Annotated in this window: 9 protein-coding genes; 4 read left to right on the plus strand and 5 right to left on the minus strand. The window is 61.2% G+C overall.

Annotation, left to right across the window (positions count from 1 at the left end; all coding sequences use genetic code 11):
- Nucleotides 1–20: 20 nt before the first annotated feature.
- From ILT42_RS20530 to ILT42_RS20540, 3 genes are all read right to left on the minus strand, one after another.
- The gene (locus ILT42_RS20530; RefSeq protein ID WP_204217762.1) at nucleotides 21–1,019 is read right to left on the minus strand and encodes a glycosyltransferase family 2 protein; all 999 of its coding nucleotides are present in this window, start codon (nucleotides 1,017–1,019) and stop codon (nucleotides 21–23) included.
- 411 nt (nucleotides 1,020–1,430) lie between these two features.
- The gene (locus ILT42_RS20535) at nucleotides 1,431–2,174 is read right to left on the minus strand and encodes a LuxR C-terminal-related transcriptional regulator (RefSeq protein ID WP_204217763.1); all 744 of its coding nucleotides are present in this window, start codon (nucleotides 2,172–2,174) and stop codon (nucleotides 1,431–1,433) included.
- A 94-nt stretch (nucleotides 2,175–2,268) separates the two neighbouring features.
- Nucleotides 2,269–2,697, minus strand: coding sequence for a response regulator (locus ILT42_RS20540; RefSeq protein WP_204217764.1), 429 nt, complete (start codon nucleotides 2,695–2,697; stop codon nucleotides 2,269–2,271).
- 645 nt (nucleotides 2,698–3,342) lie between these two features.
- Between ILT42_RS20540 and ILT42_RS20545 the strand changes: the two genes are divergently transcribed.
- Complete coding sequence (locus ILT42_RS20545) at nucleotides 3,343–5,940, plus strand: PAS domain S-box protein (RefSeq protein ID WP_204217765.1); 2,598 nt, start codon at nucleotides 3,343–3,345, stop codon at nucleotides 5,938–5,940.
- A gap of 55 nt (nucleotides 5,941–5,995) precedes the next feature.
- Here the strand turns inward: ILT42_RS20545 and ILT42_RS20550 are convergent, their stop codons facing one another.
- Both ILT42_RS20550 and ILT42_RS20555 read right to left on the minus strand, forming a co-directional pair.
- Nucleotides 5,996–6,640 (minus strand): response regulator, encoded by a 645-nt coding sequence (locus ILT42_RS20550; protein ID WP_204217766.1) that lies wholly within the window; start codon nucleotides 6,638–6,640, stop codon nucleotides 5,996–5,998.
- Nucleotides 6,630–8,036 carry a sensor histidine kinase gene (locus ILT42_RS20555; protein ID WP_204217767.1) on the minus strand — a complete coding sequence of 469 codons (1,407 nt, stop codon included), beginning with the start codon at nucleotides 8,034–8,036 and terminating at the stop codon, nucleotides 6,630–6,632. Before ILT42_RS20555 ends, ILT42_RS20550 begins: the two co-directional genes overlap by 11 nt.
- A gap of 369 nt (nucleotides 8,037–8,405) precedes the next feature.
- Between ILT42_RS20555 and ILT42_RS20560 the strand changes: the two genes are divergently transcribed.
- The 3 genes from ILT42_RS20560 to ILT42_RS20570 all read left to right on the plus strand — a co-directional run bounded on the left by ILT42_RS20560 (nucleotide 8,406) and on the right by ILT42_RS20570 (nucleotide 19,429).
- Entirely contained in the window at nucleotides 8,406–16,244 is a 7,839-nt protein-coding gene (locus ILT42_RS20560; RefSeq protein WP_204217768.1) for a peroxidase family protein, read from the plus strand.
- Between the two features lie 126 nt (nucleotides 16,245–16,370).
- Nucleotides 16,371–18,122: a type I secretion system permease/ATPase gene (locus ILT42_RS20565; RefSeq protein WP_204217769.1), complete on the plus strand. Its 1,752-nt coding sequence runs from the start codon at nucleotides 16,371–16,373 to the stop codon at nucleotides 18,120–18,122.
- Entirely contained in the window at nucleotides 18,119–19,429 is a 1,311-nt protein-coding gene (locus ILT42_RS20570; RefSeq protein ID WP_204217770.1) for an HlyD family type I secretion periplasmic adaptor subunit, read from the plus strand. Before ILT42_RS20565 ends, ILT42_RS20570 begins: the two co-directional genes overlap by 4 nt.
- The last annotated feature ends 43 nt before the right edge of the window (nucleotides 19,430–19,472 follow it).

The following is a 19,472-nucleotide window of genomic DNA, read 5'->3' on the forward strand; positions in this document are numbered from 1 at the left end:
GGACAGCGGCAGTCGGCCCGCTAAGCCTGAGCCGTAAAGGAGTCGTGCGCGAAAGCGATGTCACTGTGGTGGTTGCGAATGTTCGTCGTCGCCGAATCGAAATCCCAGTCGGCTTGGTTTTCGAGGTTTTGCGTGTAGGAAAGGAGGATCCCTTGCGTCAGAACGCTCAGTCGCTTGAGTCGTCGGTCCGGGGCTCGCGCGATAATCTTGAGGGCAACCAGCCCGACACCCGCGATATGCTTCAATCGACCTTCGATCCCGTCGTATTTGGCCGAGGTCCAGAAGGTATTGCGGTAGAGGAAGCGGAACATGGCGATCCGGCGCTGATTATCTTCGGTCACGAGCGACAGCTCTCCGATCGCTGCACGCTTGTGGAGGACTTTGCTGGCCCCAACCAGAAAAGCGTCGAAGCCGGCCTCGCGGATGCGCCGCGTGTATTCCAGGTCGTCGCCCCAAATGAAGAAGCGTCGCAGTGGAAACTGGCATTGAGCCACGGCCCTGCGGCTCACCAGCACCGATACGAAAGTCGCTGACGAGATTCGAACCAGTCCCTCGTCCAGGTGCGTGTCCCATCGAGGGTAGGACGAGCCACCCCGGTTCATGTCGACAACGGGCATGTTCATCGACGTGCATCCGTCTCCCGCACGGACACAGCTGCACAGATACCCGACATTGGGCTTACCGGTGTGGCTTACAAGAACGGAAAGGGCGTCGGGTGCGGGTTCGACGTCGTCGTCCATGAGCCAGACCCAATCGGCCCCCAGATCGAAAGCGTACCGGATTCCCCAGTAGAAGCCGCCTGCGCCGCCTTCGTTGTCGCAGAGTTCGATGTAGTCTACGTCCGGCGCCGACAGAATGCCCATTTCGGCGAGGAGCAGCCGTGTGCCGTCAGTGCTCGCATTGTCGACGATAATGATGCGATCGACAGGGCGAAGCTGTTGGCGCAGTGCTTGTAGGCACTCGACCAGCAACTCCTTCCGGTTGTACGTCACAACAACGCAAGCGATGAAATCTGCCATCTCGACGCTCCAGCAACGGTTGATCGTGGTGACCGGAGGACCGGCCGCAAATCCTTCGCTTGGCTGCTTGCTCAAGGCAGTATGTGCTTCAAGGCCTTGGCGCACTCACCGAATGAGAACGCCTTTCGTGATAATCTGTGTCCCTAGTTGTATCCGCGATGGTAACGAAGACAAGGTGGTCCTGTCCAGATCTGATGCAGTTTAGCACAGCAGCCACCTCAATAAACACCATCGGATTGACTGTCGTTGACGCCATTAGCGCCGGAATCCTATGGTCTTGCAGCGTGATGCCTTATTGTGCGTGATGCTATGATCTGGGCAATTTAACGCAACCGTGTCTAGCTGGGCTGAATATGCAAATGTTGTTTTCAGGATATGTGCATCTATTCTTCTGATCGCTTAGCAGATGGCCTATCGGACGAGATCATGTTCCTGGCTGAAGCTCCCAAACAAGGGTTTGCCGGGACTGTGGCTGGTCAGGTGCTCGTTCGCCCACATGGCGGCCTGGGTGCGGTTGGAAGCCCCGATCTTGCGCATGATCGCCTTCATGTGAACCTTAACCGTTGCCTCCGCCAGAGCGAGCTCACGCGCAATGAACTTATTCGAGACGCCTCCCATGATCATGCGGAGAATTTCGGCCTCGCGGAGGGACAGTTTAAGGATGGAAGGGTGCGTTTCCGTGCTGCACTTCGCGCTCCCCTGCGCAACCGGATAAGAGGCGGGTCTGTGCTTGAGGAGGTCTCCAAGGAGCTCGAAGGGGAGGAAGGAGCCGCCGACTGCAACGATTTCAAGCGCCTTGGTCAGAATCTCTGGCTTCATGGACGAAAGGCAAAACCCCTTCACGCCGGCGTCCCGGAGTGACACCAAGGTATCCAGGTCGAAGTTGACCCCGAGCGTCACGATGCTGGCGCTGGGATGGACCGATCGGATACGATCGACGACGGCCATTGTTGCTTCGATCTGTTCGTCCGCCTCAATAAGAACAATCTCCGCCCGTCCCACCAAGTGGGTCTCGCCGGATGGCATGATCTCAAAGCCGCTGCCGGTGATGACATGCTCGAGCCCCGCGCTCATTAATGGAGATCTCGAGAGCACCAGGACACGCGCCTGCCTCCGGGCGAATGGTTTAGGCATCGCGACGAGTTCCCTGGACATCTGTGTCTTCCTCCGTGGCATGGCAAGTCTCACTCATCCCGCGTCGTCTCGCGATACAATGATAGAGGATCCGGAAAGTTGAAGGGTCGGGCGGTCAGGCAAATCCGATGCTCGCCCGAACGTGGCCGACGAGGATGGTTTGGAGAGCCGTCATCAGTTCTTCGCGACGGCAGGGCTTCTCGATCCATGGAACACCGTGGAGTTCCAGGGGCAGATCGGACCCAAGTCGATATCCCGAGTAGACTAGGAACGGGATATCACGTCGGCGCAATTCGCGAGCGAGGGCCGTGCATGATCCGTCCGCTAAACCGTAGTCGAGAATAACGGCCTGTGGGGTATGAGCGCGCAGCCAGAAGAGCGCCTCCGAGCCCGATCGAATTGGCCCCTCGATCTCGAAGCCGGTCTCCTCAAGGTAGGCTTCGATCGAGAGGGCGACGAGAACTTGATCCTCGACGATCAGGCAATGGGGGCGGGAAGGGGAGGAGTTGCCCGATGGAGGTAGCAGCGCGACCATGTTGCTCATTCGCCAGGCTCGCTTTTCCTAAAGATCAAAACATCGGTCGTCGCCATGGCCTAGTGGTCTCGAAACGTTGAAAGTCGGACCAAGAGACATAATCTACTGAACACTCGGAATGGTTTAGCAATCAACCGTAGCAATCGATCCGCCGGACGGCGTCGCGATCATGGTTATGCCAATCCACTTCTCTTAAATGGTCTTATCATTTATTGGAACCGCGATCGCTGTGGCTGTCACTTAGGGAGTTGCCGGGTTCTTGTAGCTAGGCAGGGTGACGAGTCATCGGCAGCCACTGCATTGAGGTACGAGCGGCGGCGGCACGTCTTTTGCCGGCTCCGAGCGAGATAAATCCCATCGTGGATGCGTACCGCTGTCTCTTGCTGGAGGTCGTACGTACGCTTCCAACACTCTGCGCTCCGGGGCTGGCATTCATCGATTGCCACTTCACGACGTGAAGGGACGCAAGTCCTCCAAACCGCCTCGATGGCCTGTGGAGCCAACAACCTGCTTGGGCTTTGGCAAAGCAGGGATATACCCTAAGGGTTCCTCCGGAGGCCTCGTAGCGAACGAACATGCTATTTCGTGGACAGTTTCGTTCGTGAGGTAGGCTTGCCTAATTTCACTTCGGGCCGGCCCTCTGGCAACGGAGAGATGGCTCGCCGCATCCAGGGGTTTGATTGGGGCGCGACCCCTCTTGGGAACCGTGATGCCTGGCCTTCATGGCTGAAGAGCGTCGTTGAGATCGCCCTGTCTGCGGGCTTTCCGATGATCCTCCTGTACGGCGAAGACCTAATCCAAATCTATAACGACGGCTATCGCGACCTCATGGGCAGGAAGCATCCGGGCGGTCTTGGGCAGCCGACCAGGGAATGCTGGCCCGAAGTATGGCACATCAATGAGCCGATCTATGAGCGGGTGCGGGGCGGCGAGACCTGCTCCTTCGAAAATGCCCTCTATCCGCTCGACCGGAACGGCAGGGTGGAGGATGCGTGGTTTACCCTATCCTACTCACCGATCCGGAGCGATGACGGCGAGGTGAGGGGCGTTCTCGTTACCCTGTTCGAGACGACTGATAGGCATAAGGCGGAGACAAAGCTACAGGAACGCGAGGCCGTCCTGCGGGAAAGCCAGGAGCGGCTGACCAGCATCTTTTCTGCGCTGCCGTTGGGGGTCGGAGTCGTCGCAAAGGACGGTCGCCTCAGCCTGTCCAACGCTCAACTGCGCCAATTCCTCCCTAGCGGCGTCATACCCTCCTGCGACAAATCCGGCTCTGTGGGCTGGCGGGCATGGCACCCCACTGGAGGATCCGTTGAGCCCATGGATTTCCCGGGAGCCCGCGCGCTGCGCGGCGAGGCCGTTCTTGGAATGGAAATGCTTTGCACGGATGAGACCGGGCGCGAGATATGGACCAGCGTTTCGGCTGTCCCACTCACGGGCCATGACGGCGGTGCTGTCGGGGCTGCCGTCGTCATCAGTGACATCGATGCCCTCAAGCGGGGCGCGGAAGCGTTTCGCGAGAGCGAGACGAAGCTGCGCATCGTACTGGAGGGCATCGGCGAGGCTTTCTATGCGCTGGACCGGGATTGGAACTTCCTGTTTGCCAGCCAATCGGCCCTCAAGCTGTGGGGCAAGAGAGCCGAAGACCTGCTCGGCCGCCCTTTCCTGGAATGCTTTCCCCAAGCGGTCGGCTCCGAGCCTTACGAGGCCCATGTACGGGTCATGAGAACAGGCCGTGCAGAGCATCTTGAGGTCGTCTCGCCGGTTCTTAGACGCTGGATAGAGGTGAGTCTCGCACCCACGGCCAGCGGTGGGGTGTCGGTGTCGCTCCGGGACATAGAAGATCGCCGAAAGGCCCAAGAGGCCCTGCGCGAGAGTGCGGAGCGGCAACGGCTGATCTTGGAGGGCGCGCTCGACTACGCCATCTTCACGATGGATTCTGACGGACGAATCCAGACTTGGTCGCCTGGAGCGGAATCGGTCTATGGCTGGACCGCAGAGGAAGCCATCGGCCAAGACGCAGCGATGACTTTCACGCCGGAAGACCGGGCCGCCTCCATACCCGATAAGGAACGGGCCGAGGCGCAGAAGACGGGTCAGGCCCCGAACGTGCGTTGGCATATCCGCAAGGACGGCAGGCGCGTGTTCATCGATGGATGGACGCGATCCCTCGGCGGTGGGACCGAGCCGAAACGTTTCCTGAAGGTCGGGCAGGATGTAACGGAGCGCCGCGAAGCCGAAACGAGGCTCAAGGAGAGCGAAGAGCGTCTTCGGCTCTTCGCCACACACTCCGTGCATACCCTATGGATGCTGGATTTGGGGACGGATACCCTGACACAGCTTGGCTCGAATCCGTCTCAGATTTGGGGACCTTCGGTCAAACCGCCTCAGACCCGCATTGACTGGATCAACGCGATCCATCCCGAGGATCGCGAGCGTGTCGGACAGGGACTCGATCGGACCAGCCTCGGGGACGTCTCAGTCGAGGAATATCGGATCATACGTCCGGATCATCAGATCCGCTGGCTTCGCGGCACGTTCTTCCCCATCCTGGACGACAAGAGCCGCGTTCGTCAGATCGGCGCCATCATGCAGGATGTGACCCGCCAAGGTGGGCACTTCGTCTACGTGATCGATGGGGACGAGGCATCGCCGGACAGTCTTCATGGGATCCTGCGCGACGCGGGTTACAATGTGCGAGTCTTCACGTCCAGTGCGAGCTTCCTGTCGGTCGTGGCGATGCTGGCGCCCGGATGCGTCGTCTGCGACATCCGCCAAGCGAGTTCCGGAGGCTTGTCGGTTCCGCGGGAGGTCCGGTCTCAGCGCGCCGACCTGCCGGTCATCGTCGTGGGAGACATGCGGGACGATTCGATGCTGGGCGTCAAGGCGATGAAAGCCGGGGCGGCCGACTTCGTCAACGCTCCTTATCAGCCTCACGATCTCCTGATGGCGGTCGCGAGCGTGACCGGGCAGGTCCTTGCTTCGGAAGCCCGGGACGAGGCGACGGACCAGGCCAAAGCGCGCATCCAGTCGTTGCCCGAGCGAGAGCGGGAGGTTTTGGAGCGTTTGCTGGCGGGCGGAAGCAATAAAACCATCGGAGCAGACCTAGGACTCAGCCCGAGGACCGTGGAGATCTACCGAGCCCGCGTGATGCAGCGGCTCAACGTGAGCAATCTGCCTGAACTGGTCTTGCTCGCTGCCAAGGCCGGCCTGACGCCAGAAACCGGAAAAGCTCGAGACGGTTCAGGCTGATGGCGGCCCGCAACGACTTGCGCAGACGTCATGACGACAGATCCACCCGAGTCTTCTAGTTCTTCCTGCCTGAGACGAACATGGCCGCCTGTAGCCTATTTTCGACGCCGAGCTTCTCGAGAATACTCGTCACATGCCATTTCACGGTCTTTTCCGCCAGCCCTAGCTTCAGTCCTATCTCGCGGTTGCTTCGCCCCTGTCCCAGCAGATCGAGGATCTCTTCTTCGCGCTCCGTGAGGGGTTCTGCTGGCGTCATGGGCTGCGGCGGAACTTCCTGGGTTCTGGCATGCAGCAGCTTGGCGGCGAAGACGGGCGGCACGTAGGTTCCACCCCTGGCGACCTGCCTTACAGCTTCGACGAGTTCCGCACTCCCCACGCCTTTGAGCAGGTAGCCATGTGCGCCGGCGCCCAAGGCGCCGGTCACGTGCCCGACGCCGTCCTCGACGGTGAGCACGAGGATCCGGATCGACGGGTACTCGACCCTGATGCGCGTGATGGCCTGAACGCCGCCGCCCGGCATCGTCATGTCGATCAGGGCTAGGTCAGGGCGTGCGTCCCGGCAGAGCAGGATCGCATCGTCGGCGCTTTCGCCTTCGCCGACGACCCGAAAGTCGGCTTCACACGAAAGCGCGTAGATGACGCCGTCTCGAAAGATGGGGTGGTCGTCAATGACGACGATCTGCGTGATTCTATCGCTCATCCCCCGTCCACTTCGTTAGTGGGAGGCTTGCCGTGATGCTGGTGCCCAGCCCAGGCCTGCTCTCGATGGACATGTGACCGCCCACACTCTCGATGCGGTCCATCAAACTCTTTAGTCCGAACCGCGCTTCGCTTTGCTTGGGTGAGAAGCTCATGCCAGGTCCGTCGTCCGACACGCTGAGAACCACCATGCTGTCATCGGTGGCGGCCGAGACGCGGAGTCCCATGCCTTTCGCATGACGGTAGGAATTGTTCAGGGCTTCCTGCAGGAAACGGCATAAGGACGCTTTCACATAATCCGGCACCTTTTCCGGCAGTGCGCCGAGGCTCGCTTGGACCGTCGATCCTGTTGTGCGCTCATGGGTCGTCACCATGTGGCCCAGGGCGTCCTTCAACCCCAGGGACTGGATCTCCGGCAGGAGAAGCCCCTTGCAGAGGTTCCGGACATCCTTGAGCGCGTCGCCGAGAATAGACTGTATCCTGGCGATGTTGTCAGACGAGTCGGGGTCCGCCCCTTTAACGTGATCAATGCGCAGCAACGCCGTGCCGATCAGTTGCGCTATGCCGTCATGCAAGTCGTACCCGATACGCCGCACGCCTCTCTCCAGATTCTCGGCGGCGTTCTGTGCAGCGCGTTCGACCTTGTATCTCAGCGCTTCGTTCTGGTGAAGCAGGTCCGAGAGCTGGCGGACCCGGTCTGCAAGCGCGATTCTCTGCCGATCTATAGTCTTGCTGGCATCGAAGACGATGGAGAACAAAGCTCCCAGCATGGAAGCCGTGATGAGACCTTGCACGGCCCAACTGTGCCACTGTGCTTGCGTCAGTTCGGCTTCAAGCCGATCTGCCTGCTCGTGGAATTCTAGCACCGCGATGACCTCGCCGGACGCGAAGTCCCTTATAGGCGCGAAGACTTCCATCACCGTCTTGCCGCGCGAGCGCTCTTGCGCATCCTCCTCGTAGATGAGATCGTCGAAGACTGTGACAACCTCTCCCTTCCAGGCCCGGCTTGGGTTCGGATTGTCGGGAAAGCGCCTGCCGATCAGATCGGGTTGACTGCTATAGGCGATGAGTCCGCCTCGCTTCCAGATGTTGACCATGCTGATCTGCGACCGGACCATCATGCTCTGAAGGGCTTGATTGAGCGAGTCGATCGCGGCGGGAGACAGGCTATCGCCGTCGCGCAGTTCAAGGATGTGGGGCGCAATAAAGCCGTTCACATGCAAAGCAGCGGATGCGGCAGCGACATCCGTGACGCCCTCCTCGATTTTGCGTGTGACCCATAATCCCTGGGCGAGCATCCCGACCAGCAGCACGAAGGTCGCGACCAACATGAACTGGCGAGCAAGATTGTTCTCAAATCCACGGGTGACCGATCGGAATGCCGCGACAGTTTCCATCGCCCTCAAATCCAACGCTCGTTATGGCGACCGCCCTGGCAGGGCGCGTGCCCGATCCTTGCAATCTACCCGCGAAGCTGCACGGCGACCACTCGTAACGCGCTATCCATAAGGACTAGGTCTTCACGCACCCGACCCTGGCCAAGCGACGGTCCGGTCAGAAACAAGTCGAGAGCGGGCAGATAAAGTTCTTTATTTATAATGACTTAATCCGATGTCCCCCGACCAAGGTCCGATGCTAGGCCAGACCAAAGTGACGGATTAACCCCGACCTGCCACCGGGACCACAGTCCGTATTTCGCTGAGCCTGAGGCTGATGTTCCCTTCTATCAATCCACTCATGGATGCCAACGGGGCAGGAGCACGGCCATGGTACAACTCATCAAGCACGATCTCGAATTCATCCTGAAGCAGATCAAGATCGCGGAGGCGCACGCCGCCGGCGGTGATCTTGCTACCCTGGTCGCAGGCTACAATGGCAATGACGGTTTGGCCCAGGCTCATCTCTTGCCTTATGGACTTCGGACCGTTGACGGGAGCTACAACAATCTCCTGCCCGGACGTGAGAACTGGGGCGCGTCGGATCAAGCGTTCCCTGGCATCTTCACCCCGCAATACATGAACGATGCCGATGGGGACCGGTACGACTTCAATCCCATGCCCAACGGTCCAGGAGCCGATGGCGTGATGGGCACGGCCGACGATACAGGCGTCAGCTGGTACACTAACAACGACTACGCGAATGCCGGCGGTCGTACGGGCTCCCAGCCGGGCCCCGGCAGCGGCACGGTCATCGATGCGGATCCTCGCATCATCTCGAATCTCGTGGTCGACCAGACCCTCGACAACCCGGCCGCCATCGCTGCAGGGCTGACCCATGCGGGTATGTCCGGGCCGGCTTTGATGAACGCTTTGGGTGAAATCGTGGCCGCACACAAGGCCGTGAAGGCTTCGGCGCCGACCGGTGGAGCAGAGCCCTCGGCCGAACATACAGCCGCCAAAACCTTCCTCGCCGACAAGCTCGCGCATTATGGCGTTGAGATGGACGGCAACACGGTCTTCCTTCCGAACGTCTCCCCGGATGAAGGCCTATCGTCGCCTTTCAACGGCTGGATGACCATTTTCGGCCAGTTCTTCGATCATGGCCTGGATCTCGTCGCAAAGGGTGGAAATGGCACGGTCTACGTGCCCCTGTCTCCGGACGACCCGCTCTATGTTCCGGGAGGCCAGAACTATATTCCGCTGACTCGCGTGAGCGTCAATCCGGGAGCGGATGGAGTGTTGGGCACGGCCGATGACGGCCTTGGACCGAAGAACCTGACGACGCCTTGGGTCGATCAGAATCAGACTTACGCATCGACGGCCTCCAAGCAGGTCTTCATGCGCGAATACATCCTTGGCCCTGACGGCAAGCCGATGGCCACGGGTCATCTTTTAGAGGGTGAAAGGGGCGGCCTCGCGACATGGGCGGATCTCAAACACCAGGCAAAAACGGTCCTGGGCATCGAGCTCACCGATCTCAACGTCGGGAATATTCCGCTCATCGCCGCGGACCCCTACGGCAACTTCATCCCGGGCCCGAACGGCTATCCGCAGCTTGTCGTGGGCATGGGTCCGGACGGCAAACTCGGCACGGCCGACGACATCCTGCGGGAGGGCAATCCGGCGGCTCCAGTCAGTGTGCAAGGCGTCGTTCTGACGGGGCACGCCTTCCTGGACGACATCGCTCACGCGGCCGTCCCAGTCGTCAATTCGTCCGGCAACCTCGTGCAGGACAGTGACACGGGGCTCGGCTACTTCAATGCGGACGGCACTGCCGGTCCACAGGGGCAGCGCGGGGCGACTGCGTATGACAATGAGCTGCTTGATCGCCACTTTATCGCGGGTGATGGACGCGCCAACGAAAACATCGCCTTGACGGCAGTCCACCAGGTCTTTCATTCCGAGCACAACCGCGTGGTCGATATGACCAAGGCTATGGCGCTTCAGTCCATGGACCGTGCCTTCATCAACGAGTGGCTCCTGACTGACCTGACGGACGGTCAATACGCGATCGTGACGAGCGGGAACCCCACGGCTCTCTTGAGCTTGGCCGAAACCTTGCACTGGGACGGCGAGCGCCTGTTCCAGGTGGGCCGCTTCACCAACGAGATGGAGTACCAGCACCTTGTCTTCGAGGAGTTCGGCCGCATGATGCAGCCGGATATCGACGCTTTCGTTTTCGAACCCTCCGCCGACATCAATCCGAGCATCGCAGCCGAGTTCGCCCACGTGGTGTATCGTTTCGGCCACTCGATGCTGCGGCAGGATATCGGTATCATCAAAATGGTGGACGGAAAGCCCGTCGTCTCCGATGTGTCCCTCTTCGACGGGTTCCTCAACCCGGTCATGTATGACTCCCTGGGCGATGCCGAGGCGGCTTCGGGCGCCATCATCCGGGGCATGAGCCGCCAAACGGGCAGCGAGATCGACGAGTTCGTCACCGATGTTCTTCGGAACCAGCTTCTTGGCATTCCACTGGACCTAGCGACGATCAATCTGGCCCGCGGCCGTGATGTCGGCATGCCATCCCTGCAGACCGCTCGCACCAAGTTCTTCGAAGCCACGGGTGACACCCTGCTCAAGCCGTATGAGAGCTGGGCCGATTTTGCCCTGAACCTCAAGAATCCGGCCTCGATCATCAACTTCATCGCGGCCTACGGCACCCATTCATCGCTCGAAAACACGCAAACGAACCCGAAGACCATCGAGCAGCTCCGCGAGGCGGCCACCTTGCTGGTGCTCGGCGGCGCCGGGGCGCCGGCCGATCGACTGGACTTTCTCAACGGGATCGGGGCGTACGCGAACGATCCCAAGCTCGGCGGCCTCAACGACATCGACTTCTGGATCGGCGGGCTTGCCGAGAAGAAGATGGCCTTCGGCGGCATGCTGGGATCGACCTTCAGCTTTGTCTTCCAGATGACCATGGAAAACCTTCAGGACGCGGACCGGTTCTACTACCTTTCCCGGACGCAGGGCCTCAATCTTCTGAACGAGCTTGAGAACAACACCTTCGCCGAACTCGTGATGCGCAATACGGATCTCGGCGACGAGAACTCCACGGCCTTGCCGGGGAACTTGTTCTCCGCCTTCCAAATGCCTCAGCTGGAGATGGACATCAGCAAGCAGTTGGGAGCTGACCCGACCTCGGACGATCCTTTCCTGGGCGGATTCAGCAAGCTCGTCGAGCGCATCGACTCCAACAACGACGGCATCGCCGAGTATATCCGCGTCAACAGCAACGAGCATTTCGTGATCGGCGGTACCGAGGGTGCCGACACGATCGTGGCGGGCGGCGGTGACGACGCGATTTGGGGCAAGGGTGGGGACGACAAGATCGAGGCGGGCTACGGTGTCGACAAGGTGTTCGGAGGACAAGGTGACGACATCATCACCAATGCCGGCACGGATATCGGCGAGGCCGATTTCCTTCACGGAAATGAAGGAAACGACGTGATCCATGGCGGATCGGGCCTGTCGCTGATCTTCGGCAACCAAGGAAACGACTTCATCGTTACCGGTCCAGACGGCAAGGAGGCGTTCGGCGGCACAGGCAACGACTTTATTCTTGGCGGCACCGGCGGCGACTTCCTGCTTGGGAACGAGGGCGACGACTGGATCGAGGGAGGGCAGCGCTTCGATACTCTCGCTGGAGAGAACTCAGAGCTGTTCTTCAACTCGACGATCATCGGCCATGACGTTCTGAACGGCGGCAGTGGCGACACGGATTATGACGGCGAATCCGGCGACGACATCATGTTCCAGAATTCCGAGGGCATCCAGCGTTCCAACGGCATGGCGGGCTTCGATTGGGCCGTACACAAGGGCGACAGCCATGCTGCGAACTCCGACCTCGGTATCCCGATCTTCGACACTCAGGAGGCTTTCATCCTGCGGGACCGCTTCGACCTCGTCGAAGGGCTCTCTGGCTGGAAGAACAGTGACACCCTCACGGGCCGCGCCGTGCCGGTGAACACGCGAGCCGAGGCGGAGGGAACGGCCGCGATCCCAGGACCAGACTCGCCGCTCAGCTCCTACTCCAACGACCTACTGGCCAAGAACGTCGCGCTCATCAACGGTCTCTCCGGGTTGGTTGCACATCTTGGCACCGGCATTCCGGTGACGAGGGTGGTCAACGGCCAAACCGTTCCGGTGCTCGACGAGAACGGAAACCAGGAGCGGGTCATCCTCAGCACTGCCGATGCCTCCGACATTCTGCTCGGCGGCGGCGGTAGTGACATCATCAAAGGACTGGCCGGAAACGACATCATCGATGGCGACAAGTGGCTCAACGTCCGAATTCGCTTCGTTGAAGAAGGTGTCGCCTACACGGTCGACGAGATGGCCGGGAAGGTCTATCGCGAAGCCGATTATATGAACGGAGAGCCCATCCAGGGGGCTGTCCCCCAGCTCGGTGGTCGTTTGCTGACGGATCTCATGTTCGACCGGACGGTGAATCCGGGCCAACTCGAGATCGTCCGCGAGATCGTTAGCGGGAACAAGACTGGCGACATCGACACTGCGGTCTACACCGATGTGGTGGCAAACTACAGCTTCGGCACCAACTCGGACGGCAGCATCTTCGTCTCCCATACGGGATTTGTTCAACCCCCGGGCAACGACGACCTGCCGGAGGACGAGACGCAGCCCAACATGCGCTCGGACGGCCGGGATACCATCCGCAACATCGAGAAGCTCCAGTTCAGCACCAGCATCCTCAATGTCATCGAGGGTACCGATGCTGCTGAGGTTCTCAACGGCACCGATCAAGCTGACCTCATTGTCGGCAAGGGCGGAAGCGACGTTCTCAACGGTGGCGCAGGAAACGACATTCTGATTGGCGGCACGAACCCGGCAGCCACGTCCGTCACCTTCGCCGACAACTTCGATGGCCAAGCGTCCTATACGGACAACAACGGCACCGGCTCGTTCAACGGCGGGTGGACTGAAACGAACGACGCGGGTGGACCCACTGGCGGGGACGTGCGGATCAGTGGTGGTCGGCTGCAGTTCGCGACCGGAACCGGCGGAAACGAGACTATCCAGCGATCCTTCAGCCTAGCAGGCGTAACATCAGCAACGTTGTCCTTCGACTATCAGGCCGACGACCTGGATCAGGGCGAGAACGTCGTTGTCGAAGCCTTCAATGGCACGAGTTGGGATGTGCTCGCCACTCTCGGTGGTGATGTATCGAACCCGTTCTCGACGTCGCTGAGCCTGTCTCACACCGCAATCCGCTTCCGGGCGGTTGGCACCTTCGACACGGGCATTTTCGGTGGAGATGAGAACTTCTACATCGACAATCTGGTGATCACTGCCACAACGCAGGAAGTGCTCAACGGTGGCAGTGGTGACGACACATATGTAATCAACCTCGGCGATGGCACTGATCTCATCCAGGAAACGAGCGGCAACGACCGGATCGTTATTGGAGCTGGCACCCTGACCGGGCTCAACGTCTTCGAGGGAGCGGGTGGAGACCTCGTGCTCCAGTTCAACGGCCAACAGGTCACGGTCGCCGATCATTTCGAGACGGCGGGCGAAGCGGTCGAGCGCATCAACCTCAACGGCGCATCCTACGAAGGCTATGCTTTCGACGGAGACTACGTTGTGAGCCAGGACGACACCGGTACACGAACCGCCAATGCGGGAGAGAACACTCTTCTTGCCGGATCTGCTGGCGCCAACGCCCTGGCGGGGGACGCGGGAGATGACCTGCTCTTCGGTCATGACAGCAGTGACAACCTCGACGGCGGCGACGGCGACGACCTTCTTGTCGGCGGCGCAGGGAACGATACGCTCGTCGGCGGCCTGGGTGCCGACGTCATGGTCGGCGGGTCTGGAAACGACACCTATTCCGTCGACGACGCCGATGATGTGGTAGTCGAAGTGGCGAACGGTGGCACGGACGAAGTCCAGACCGACCTCGCGATCTACACCCTCGGCGCCAACGTGGAGAACCTGACCTACACGGGAGCAGGCACCTTCAATGGAACCGGCAACGACCTGGGCAACCGCATGCAAGGCGGTGCCGGCATCGACACCCTCGCGGGAGGTGCAGGTAACGACACGTATGTGGTCACGGCAGGGGACGTGATCGTCGAGGTCGCCGGTGGCGGCACCGACACGGTGGAGTCCGATCAGAGTTACACCTTGGGAGCCAATCTCGAGAACCTGACCCTGACCGGAGCCAACGCCGTCAATGGTATCGGAAACGATCTGGCCAACGTCATCAACGGTAACAACGCATCGAACCAGCTCTTCGGCGGCGGCGGCAACGATACCGTCAATGGCGGCGACAGCAGTGACCTCATCGATGGTGGAACCGGGGACGACGTCCTGAGCGGCGGCACCGGGAACGATACCGACACGATCATCGGAGGCGCCGGTAATGACACGATCGACGTCAGTAATGGGAATGACGTCGTCCGGTACACGGCAAGCGGCTTCAGCAATGACATCATCAACGGCTTCGACGCCAATGCCCAGGGAGGACAGGATCTGATCGACCTGAGCGCACTTGGCGTGACGGCGGCGAACTTCAGCACCAGAGTTCAACTTCAGGACATCGAAGACGGGACCGTCGACGACACCCTAATCACGGTTCGGGACGCCGAGAACAACATCATGGGGACGATCCGTCTGGAGGAGCTCGATGTCACAGGCATCACCGTCAGTGACTTCCTGCTTGCCCCGAACGCCCCGACAGTGATCTCTGGTAGCAACACCGGCACGACCATCAACGGCACCAACGGCGCCGACATTATCGACGGGAACCTCGGGAACGACACGATCAACGCCTCCGGCGGTGATGATACGATCATCTGGAACGCCAACACGACAGGTGCGACGGACGGCCGCGACGTGGTCAATGGCGGGACGGAAGGCTCGGCCGGAGACACGTTCGTGATCAATGGCAACGCCACGGCGGAGACGTACCGGATCTACACACGGGCGGCTTTCGATGCGGTACCGGGCAACACGCTCTTCGGGATCGCGGCTTCGACCGAGATTATTGTCACGCGAAACGGCACGAACGGCGCATCCGTCATCGCCGAGCTGGCCGAAATCGAGGAGATCAGGATCAACGGCTTCGACCCTGCCGGTGCGGGGGGCGCAGCGGGAGGCGACACTTTCCAGATCTTCGGCGATTTCTCCGGGACGAACCTGCGCCTGAATACCATCACGATCCTCGGCGACGAGGGCTCTGACACGGTGGACATCTCCGAACTGACGTCCGCTCACCGGGTCGTGTTCCGGTCCAAGGGCGGCAGCGACACCATCGTCGGGACGCTCAGGCCCCAGGATGTGATCGAACTGGAGCCTGGCAGGAAGGCGGATGACTATACGTGGACCGAAAACGGTGATGGAACGACGACAATCGCATGCGGCGCCCATACGGTGACGTTCAAGTGCGATGGCCGTCCGACCCTCGCGGAAGCCTCGGTCTCGGTGGAGGAAGGGGTCGTCACTCCGGATCCAGTGGAGCCAGGACCGGCTCCAAGCATCCCCGAGCAGGCGGGGCCTGACCCAGTGCGTCCGCCCATGGCTTCCGTGGTCGAGGATCTGGTTCTGCAAGGCAACGCCCGTCACAACCGCCTCTCGGGCGGGGACGGCAACGACAGCCTCGTTGGGCGTGCCGGGGATGACCGTCTGCATGGTCATGACGGTCACGACAAGCTCTGGGGAGGATCCGGCAACGACCGTCTCAAGGGTGGCCAGGGTGACGACCGTCTCTCTGGCGGCCAAGGCAATGACCGTCTCGATGGCGGAGCCGGTGACGACCGCATGGCAGGCAACGGCGGTAACGACGTCCTTCGCGGCGGCGCTGGCGACGATGTCCTAAAAGGCGGTGGGGGCCAAGACCGTCTGTTCGGTGGGTTGGGCGACGACCGGCTGGCCGGTGGATCCGGTAGCGGCGACCGGATGACGGGAGGATCGGGCGAAGACACTTTCGTGTTCCAGAAGGGCATGGGACGCGACTTCGTTACCGACTTCCGCAACGGCGAAGACATGATCGATGTGAGTGGCCTCGGGAAAGTGAATGGGATCTCGGACCTGGCCCTGGACCAAGTCGGCAACGACGTGGAGATCCGTCACGGTAGCGATGTGCTTGTGCTGGAGGGTGTGTCGATCGCCCAGCTCGACAGCAAGGACTTCGCGTTCTGAGCCACTGACAGAGACCCGCCGGGACATCAGACCCCGCGCTCCCGGCGGGTCCTTTCCTCGCTACCGATATGGGGTCTCAGAAAAAGTTTCTCCACAATCACCACCATCAACGTCAGGGCCGCGACGATGACACGATCCACACAGGGGCAGCGTCCCAGTCTTTTCGCTTCCTGCCGCGGGGCCATTCTCAGCGTCGCCCTTCTCAGCGGCCTCATCAACATTCTCTACCTGTCGGGCTCCCTGTACATGATGGAGGTCTATGACAGAGTTCTGCCGAGCCGCAGCATCCCCACTCTCATCGGCCTATCGGTCATCATCGTCGTTCTCTACGCCTTCCAAGGCCTGTTCGACATGGTGCGTGGCCGCATCTTCGCCCGAGTCGGCGCATCTCTCGACGAAGAGTTGAGCCAGCGTGTCTTCCAGTGCCAAGTCGCCGCTCCGCTCAGTGGGAAAAGCGAGGGCGATGGCCAGCAGCCGCTGCGCGATCTCGATCAGGTTCGCGCTTTCCTGGCCGGGGGCGGCCCATCCGCATTGTTCGATCTGCCGTGGATTCCGCTGTACCTGTTCATCTGCTTCGCATTTCATCCCTTGCTCGGTTGGGTGACGGTCGCGGGTGCCTCAGTTCTGGTCGCCATCACAGTCGCCACCGACGTCATGACCCGACACGCGACCAAGAATGCCGTGGGCGCAGCCTCCGTGCGGAACGGCATCGGTGACGGCGCGCGCCGCAATGCCGAGGTCGTGCGGGCTTTGGGGATGGCCGGCCGGATCGGAGCGCTCTGGGCCGATGCGAACGCGCGGTATCTCGCGCACCAGCAGCGCGCCTCGGACGTGTCGGGCGGGCTTGGGGCGTTTTCGAAGGTTCTGCGCATGCTGCTGCAATCCGCCGTCCTTGGTGTCGGCGCCTATTTGGTGATCGACGGCCAGGCGACCGGCGGTATCATGATCGCTTCATCGATCCTGGTTTCGCGAGCGCTCGCACCCGTGGAACTGTCCATCGCCAACTGGAAGGGGTTCGTTTCCGCGCGTCAGGGATGGGCCCGCCTGGGCCAGCTGCTGGCAGACGCCCCGCAAGGCGCGGAAGCGATCAAGCTTCCGGCGCCCAGGGGCAGCCTGTCAGTCGAGAGCGCGGGCTCGGGCGCCCCCAAGAGCCAACGTTTTGCCGTCCAGGATGTGAGTTTCGAGCTCAAAGCCAGCATGGGTCTTGGCATCATCGGCCCAAGCGCATCCGGCAAGTCGTCGCTTGCCCGCATGCTGGTGGGCGTTTGGCCGACGTGGCGTGGAAAGGTCCGCCTCGACGGCGCAGCGCTCGAACAGTGGAGTGCGGAAGATCTGGGAGCTCATGTCGGGTATCTCCCGCAGGACGTCGCTCTGTTTGCCGGGACGGTGGCCCAAAACATCGCCCGTTTCCACCCGAACCCGAAGCCCGAGACCGTCATCGCGGCCGCCAGGGCCGCGGACGTGCACGACATGATCTTGCGACTGCCCGACGGATACGAGACGCAGATCGGGGAGGGGGGAGGGGGTCTGTCCGGCGGCCAGCGTCAACGGATCGGGCTGGCACGGGCGCTGTACGGCAACCCGTTCCTGGTCGTTCTCGACGAGCCGAATTCGAACCTGGACAGCGAAGGCGAACATGCCCTCACTCAAGCCATTCTAGGGATCCGGGCGCGCGGCGGCGTCGTCGTGGTCATCGCCCACAGACCAAGCGCCCTCGCCGGGCTGGATCATCTTCTCATCATGGACGAGGGCCGCGTGCGCAGCTTCGGTCCGAAGGACGAGGTGATCGGCAAGGTCATTCGTCCGGTGCCGTCCGGTGACCCTCAGCAACCCAATCCGGCGACGCATGTCGCGTCAATTCGTGAGGCCGTGTCATGATCAAGTCCTCTCCATCCCCCGCCCGCGCATCGATCCGCCGGCACACACGCCTCGCCCTCGGTGGCGCCGTCGCTCTCGTCGGCGGGTTGGGAGGATGGGCCTGCGTCACCGAGCTGTCGGGAGCCGTCATGGCGCCAGGGACGGTCGTCGTGGACAGCCACGTCAAGAAGGTGCAGCACCCCACGGGCGGTGTGGTCGGCGAGATCCTCGCCCGCGATGGCGACCACGTTCAAGCTGGTGACGTTATTGTTCGCCTGGACGAGACGGTAGCGCGTGCAAACCGTGCCATGGTCACCAAAAGCATCGACGAAATGACCATCCGCAGAGCAAGGCTCGAGGCGGAACGCGATGGTCAGGATCAGGTCCGCTTCCCGGCAGATCTGATGGTCCGCGCCGCCGATCCTGAGCTCGCGGGCCTGATCAGTGGCGAACGCCGCCTGTTCGACAACCGCCACTTGGCCCGCAGCGGTCAGAAATCCCAGCTCAAGGAGAGGATCGCGCAGCTTCAGGAGCAGATTGACGGGACACAGTTGCAGGCAGCCGCCAAGGCAGACGAGATTAAGCTGATCCAGGACGAGCTGACCGGCGTGCAGGAACTGTGGCGCAAGAACCTGGTGCCAATCACGCGTCTCAACTCCCTCAAACGCGAGGAGACCCGCCTACGGGGCGAGCGAGGCGCCTTGATTTCGTCCATTGCTCAAGCCAAGGGCCGTATCAGCGAAACCGAGCTGCAGGTCATGCAGATCGAGCAGGACCTGCGCAGCGAGGTTTCGACTGAACTTCGCGAGTTGCAGGCGAAGGTCGCGGAGCTGGTGGAGCGCAAGGTTGCGGCTGACGATCAATTGAAGCGGATCGACATTCGGGCGCCGCAGGACGGGATCGTTCACCAGTCAGTAGTTCATACGGTGGGCGGCGTCATTGCGCCCGGCGATACGATCATGCTAGTCATGCCCGAGGGTGACGCGCTGTCGATCGAAGTCAAGGTCGCGCCTCAGGATATCGATCAGCTTCGCCAGGGTCTCGATACGGTGCTTCGCCTGTCCGCCTTCAATCAGCGCACGACGCCGGAGATCATGGGACGCGTGACGCGCATCGCGGCCGATCTCGTAACGGACGAGCGCAGCGGCCTGTCGCATTATCCCGTGCGGATCACGATCGCGGATGGCGAGTGGAGCAAACTGGGGGGCTCGAAGCTGCTCCCGGGAATGCCGGTGGAAGGCTTCATCCAGACCGGATATCGCACCGTTCTCTCCTACTTGACCAAGCCGTTGACCGACAATGCCATGCGAGCATTCCGCGAGGAATAGCCCGCCCGGCCACGGGAGGCCGTGACATGATGTCTGTCGTGCG

Source organism: Microvirga pudoricolor, from assembly GCF_016892705.1.
GTDB lineage: Bacteria > Pseudomonadota > Alphaproteobacteria > Rhizobiales > Beijerinckiaceae > Microvirga > Microvirga pudoricolor.

What these genes read in the sequence shown, in the direction of transcription:
- ILT42_RS20530 (WP_204217762.1), bottom strand. Translation starts at nt 1,019, where the DNA reads ATGGCAGATTTCATCGCTTGCGTTGTTGTGACGTACAACCGGAAGGAG.
- ILT42_RS20535 (WP_204217763.1), bottom strand. Translation starts at nt 2,174, where the DNA reads ATGTCCAGGGAACTCGTCGCGATGCCTAAACCATTCGCCCGGAGGCAG.
- ILT42_RS20540 (WP_204217764.1), bottom strand. Translation starts at nt 2,697, where the DNA reads ATGAGCAACATGGTCGCGCTGCTACCTCCATCGGGCAACTCCTCCCCT.
- ILT42_RS20545 (WP_204217765.1), top strand. Translation starts at nt 3,343, where the DNA reads ATGGCTCGCCGCATCCAGGGGTTTGATTGGGGCGCGACCCCTCTTGGG.
- ILT42_RS20550 (WP_204217766.1), bottom strand. Translation starts at nt 6,640, where the DNA reads ATGAGCGATAGAATCACGCAGATCGTCGTCATTGACGACCACCCCATC.
- ILT42_RS20555 (WP_204217767.1), bottom strand. Translation starts at nt 8,036, where the DNA reads ATGGAAACTGTCGCGGCATTCCGATCGGTCACCCGTGGATTTGAGAAC.
- ILT42_RS20560 (WP_204217768.1), top strand. Translation starts at nt 8,406, where the DNA reads ATGGTACAACTCATCAAGCACGATCTCGAATTCATCCTGAAGCAGATC.
- ILT42_RS20565 (WP_204217769.1), top strand. Translation starts at nt 16,371, where the DNA reads ATGACACGATCCACACAGGGGCAGCGTCCCAGTCTTTTCGCTTCCTGC.
- ILT42_RS20570 (WP_204217770.1), top strand. Translation starts at nt 18,119, where the DNA reads ATGATCAAGTCCTCTCCATCCCCCGCCCGCGCATCGATCCGCCGGCAC.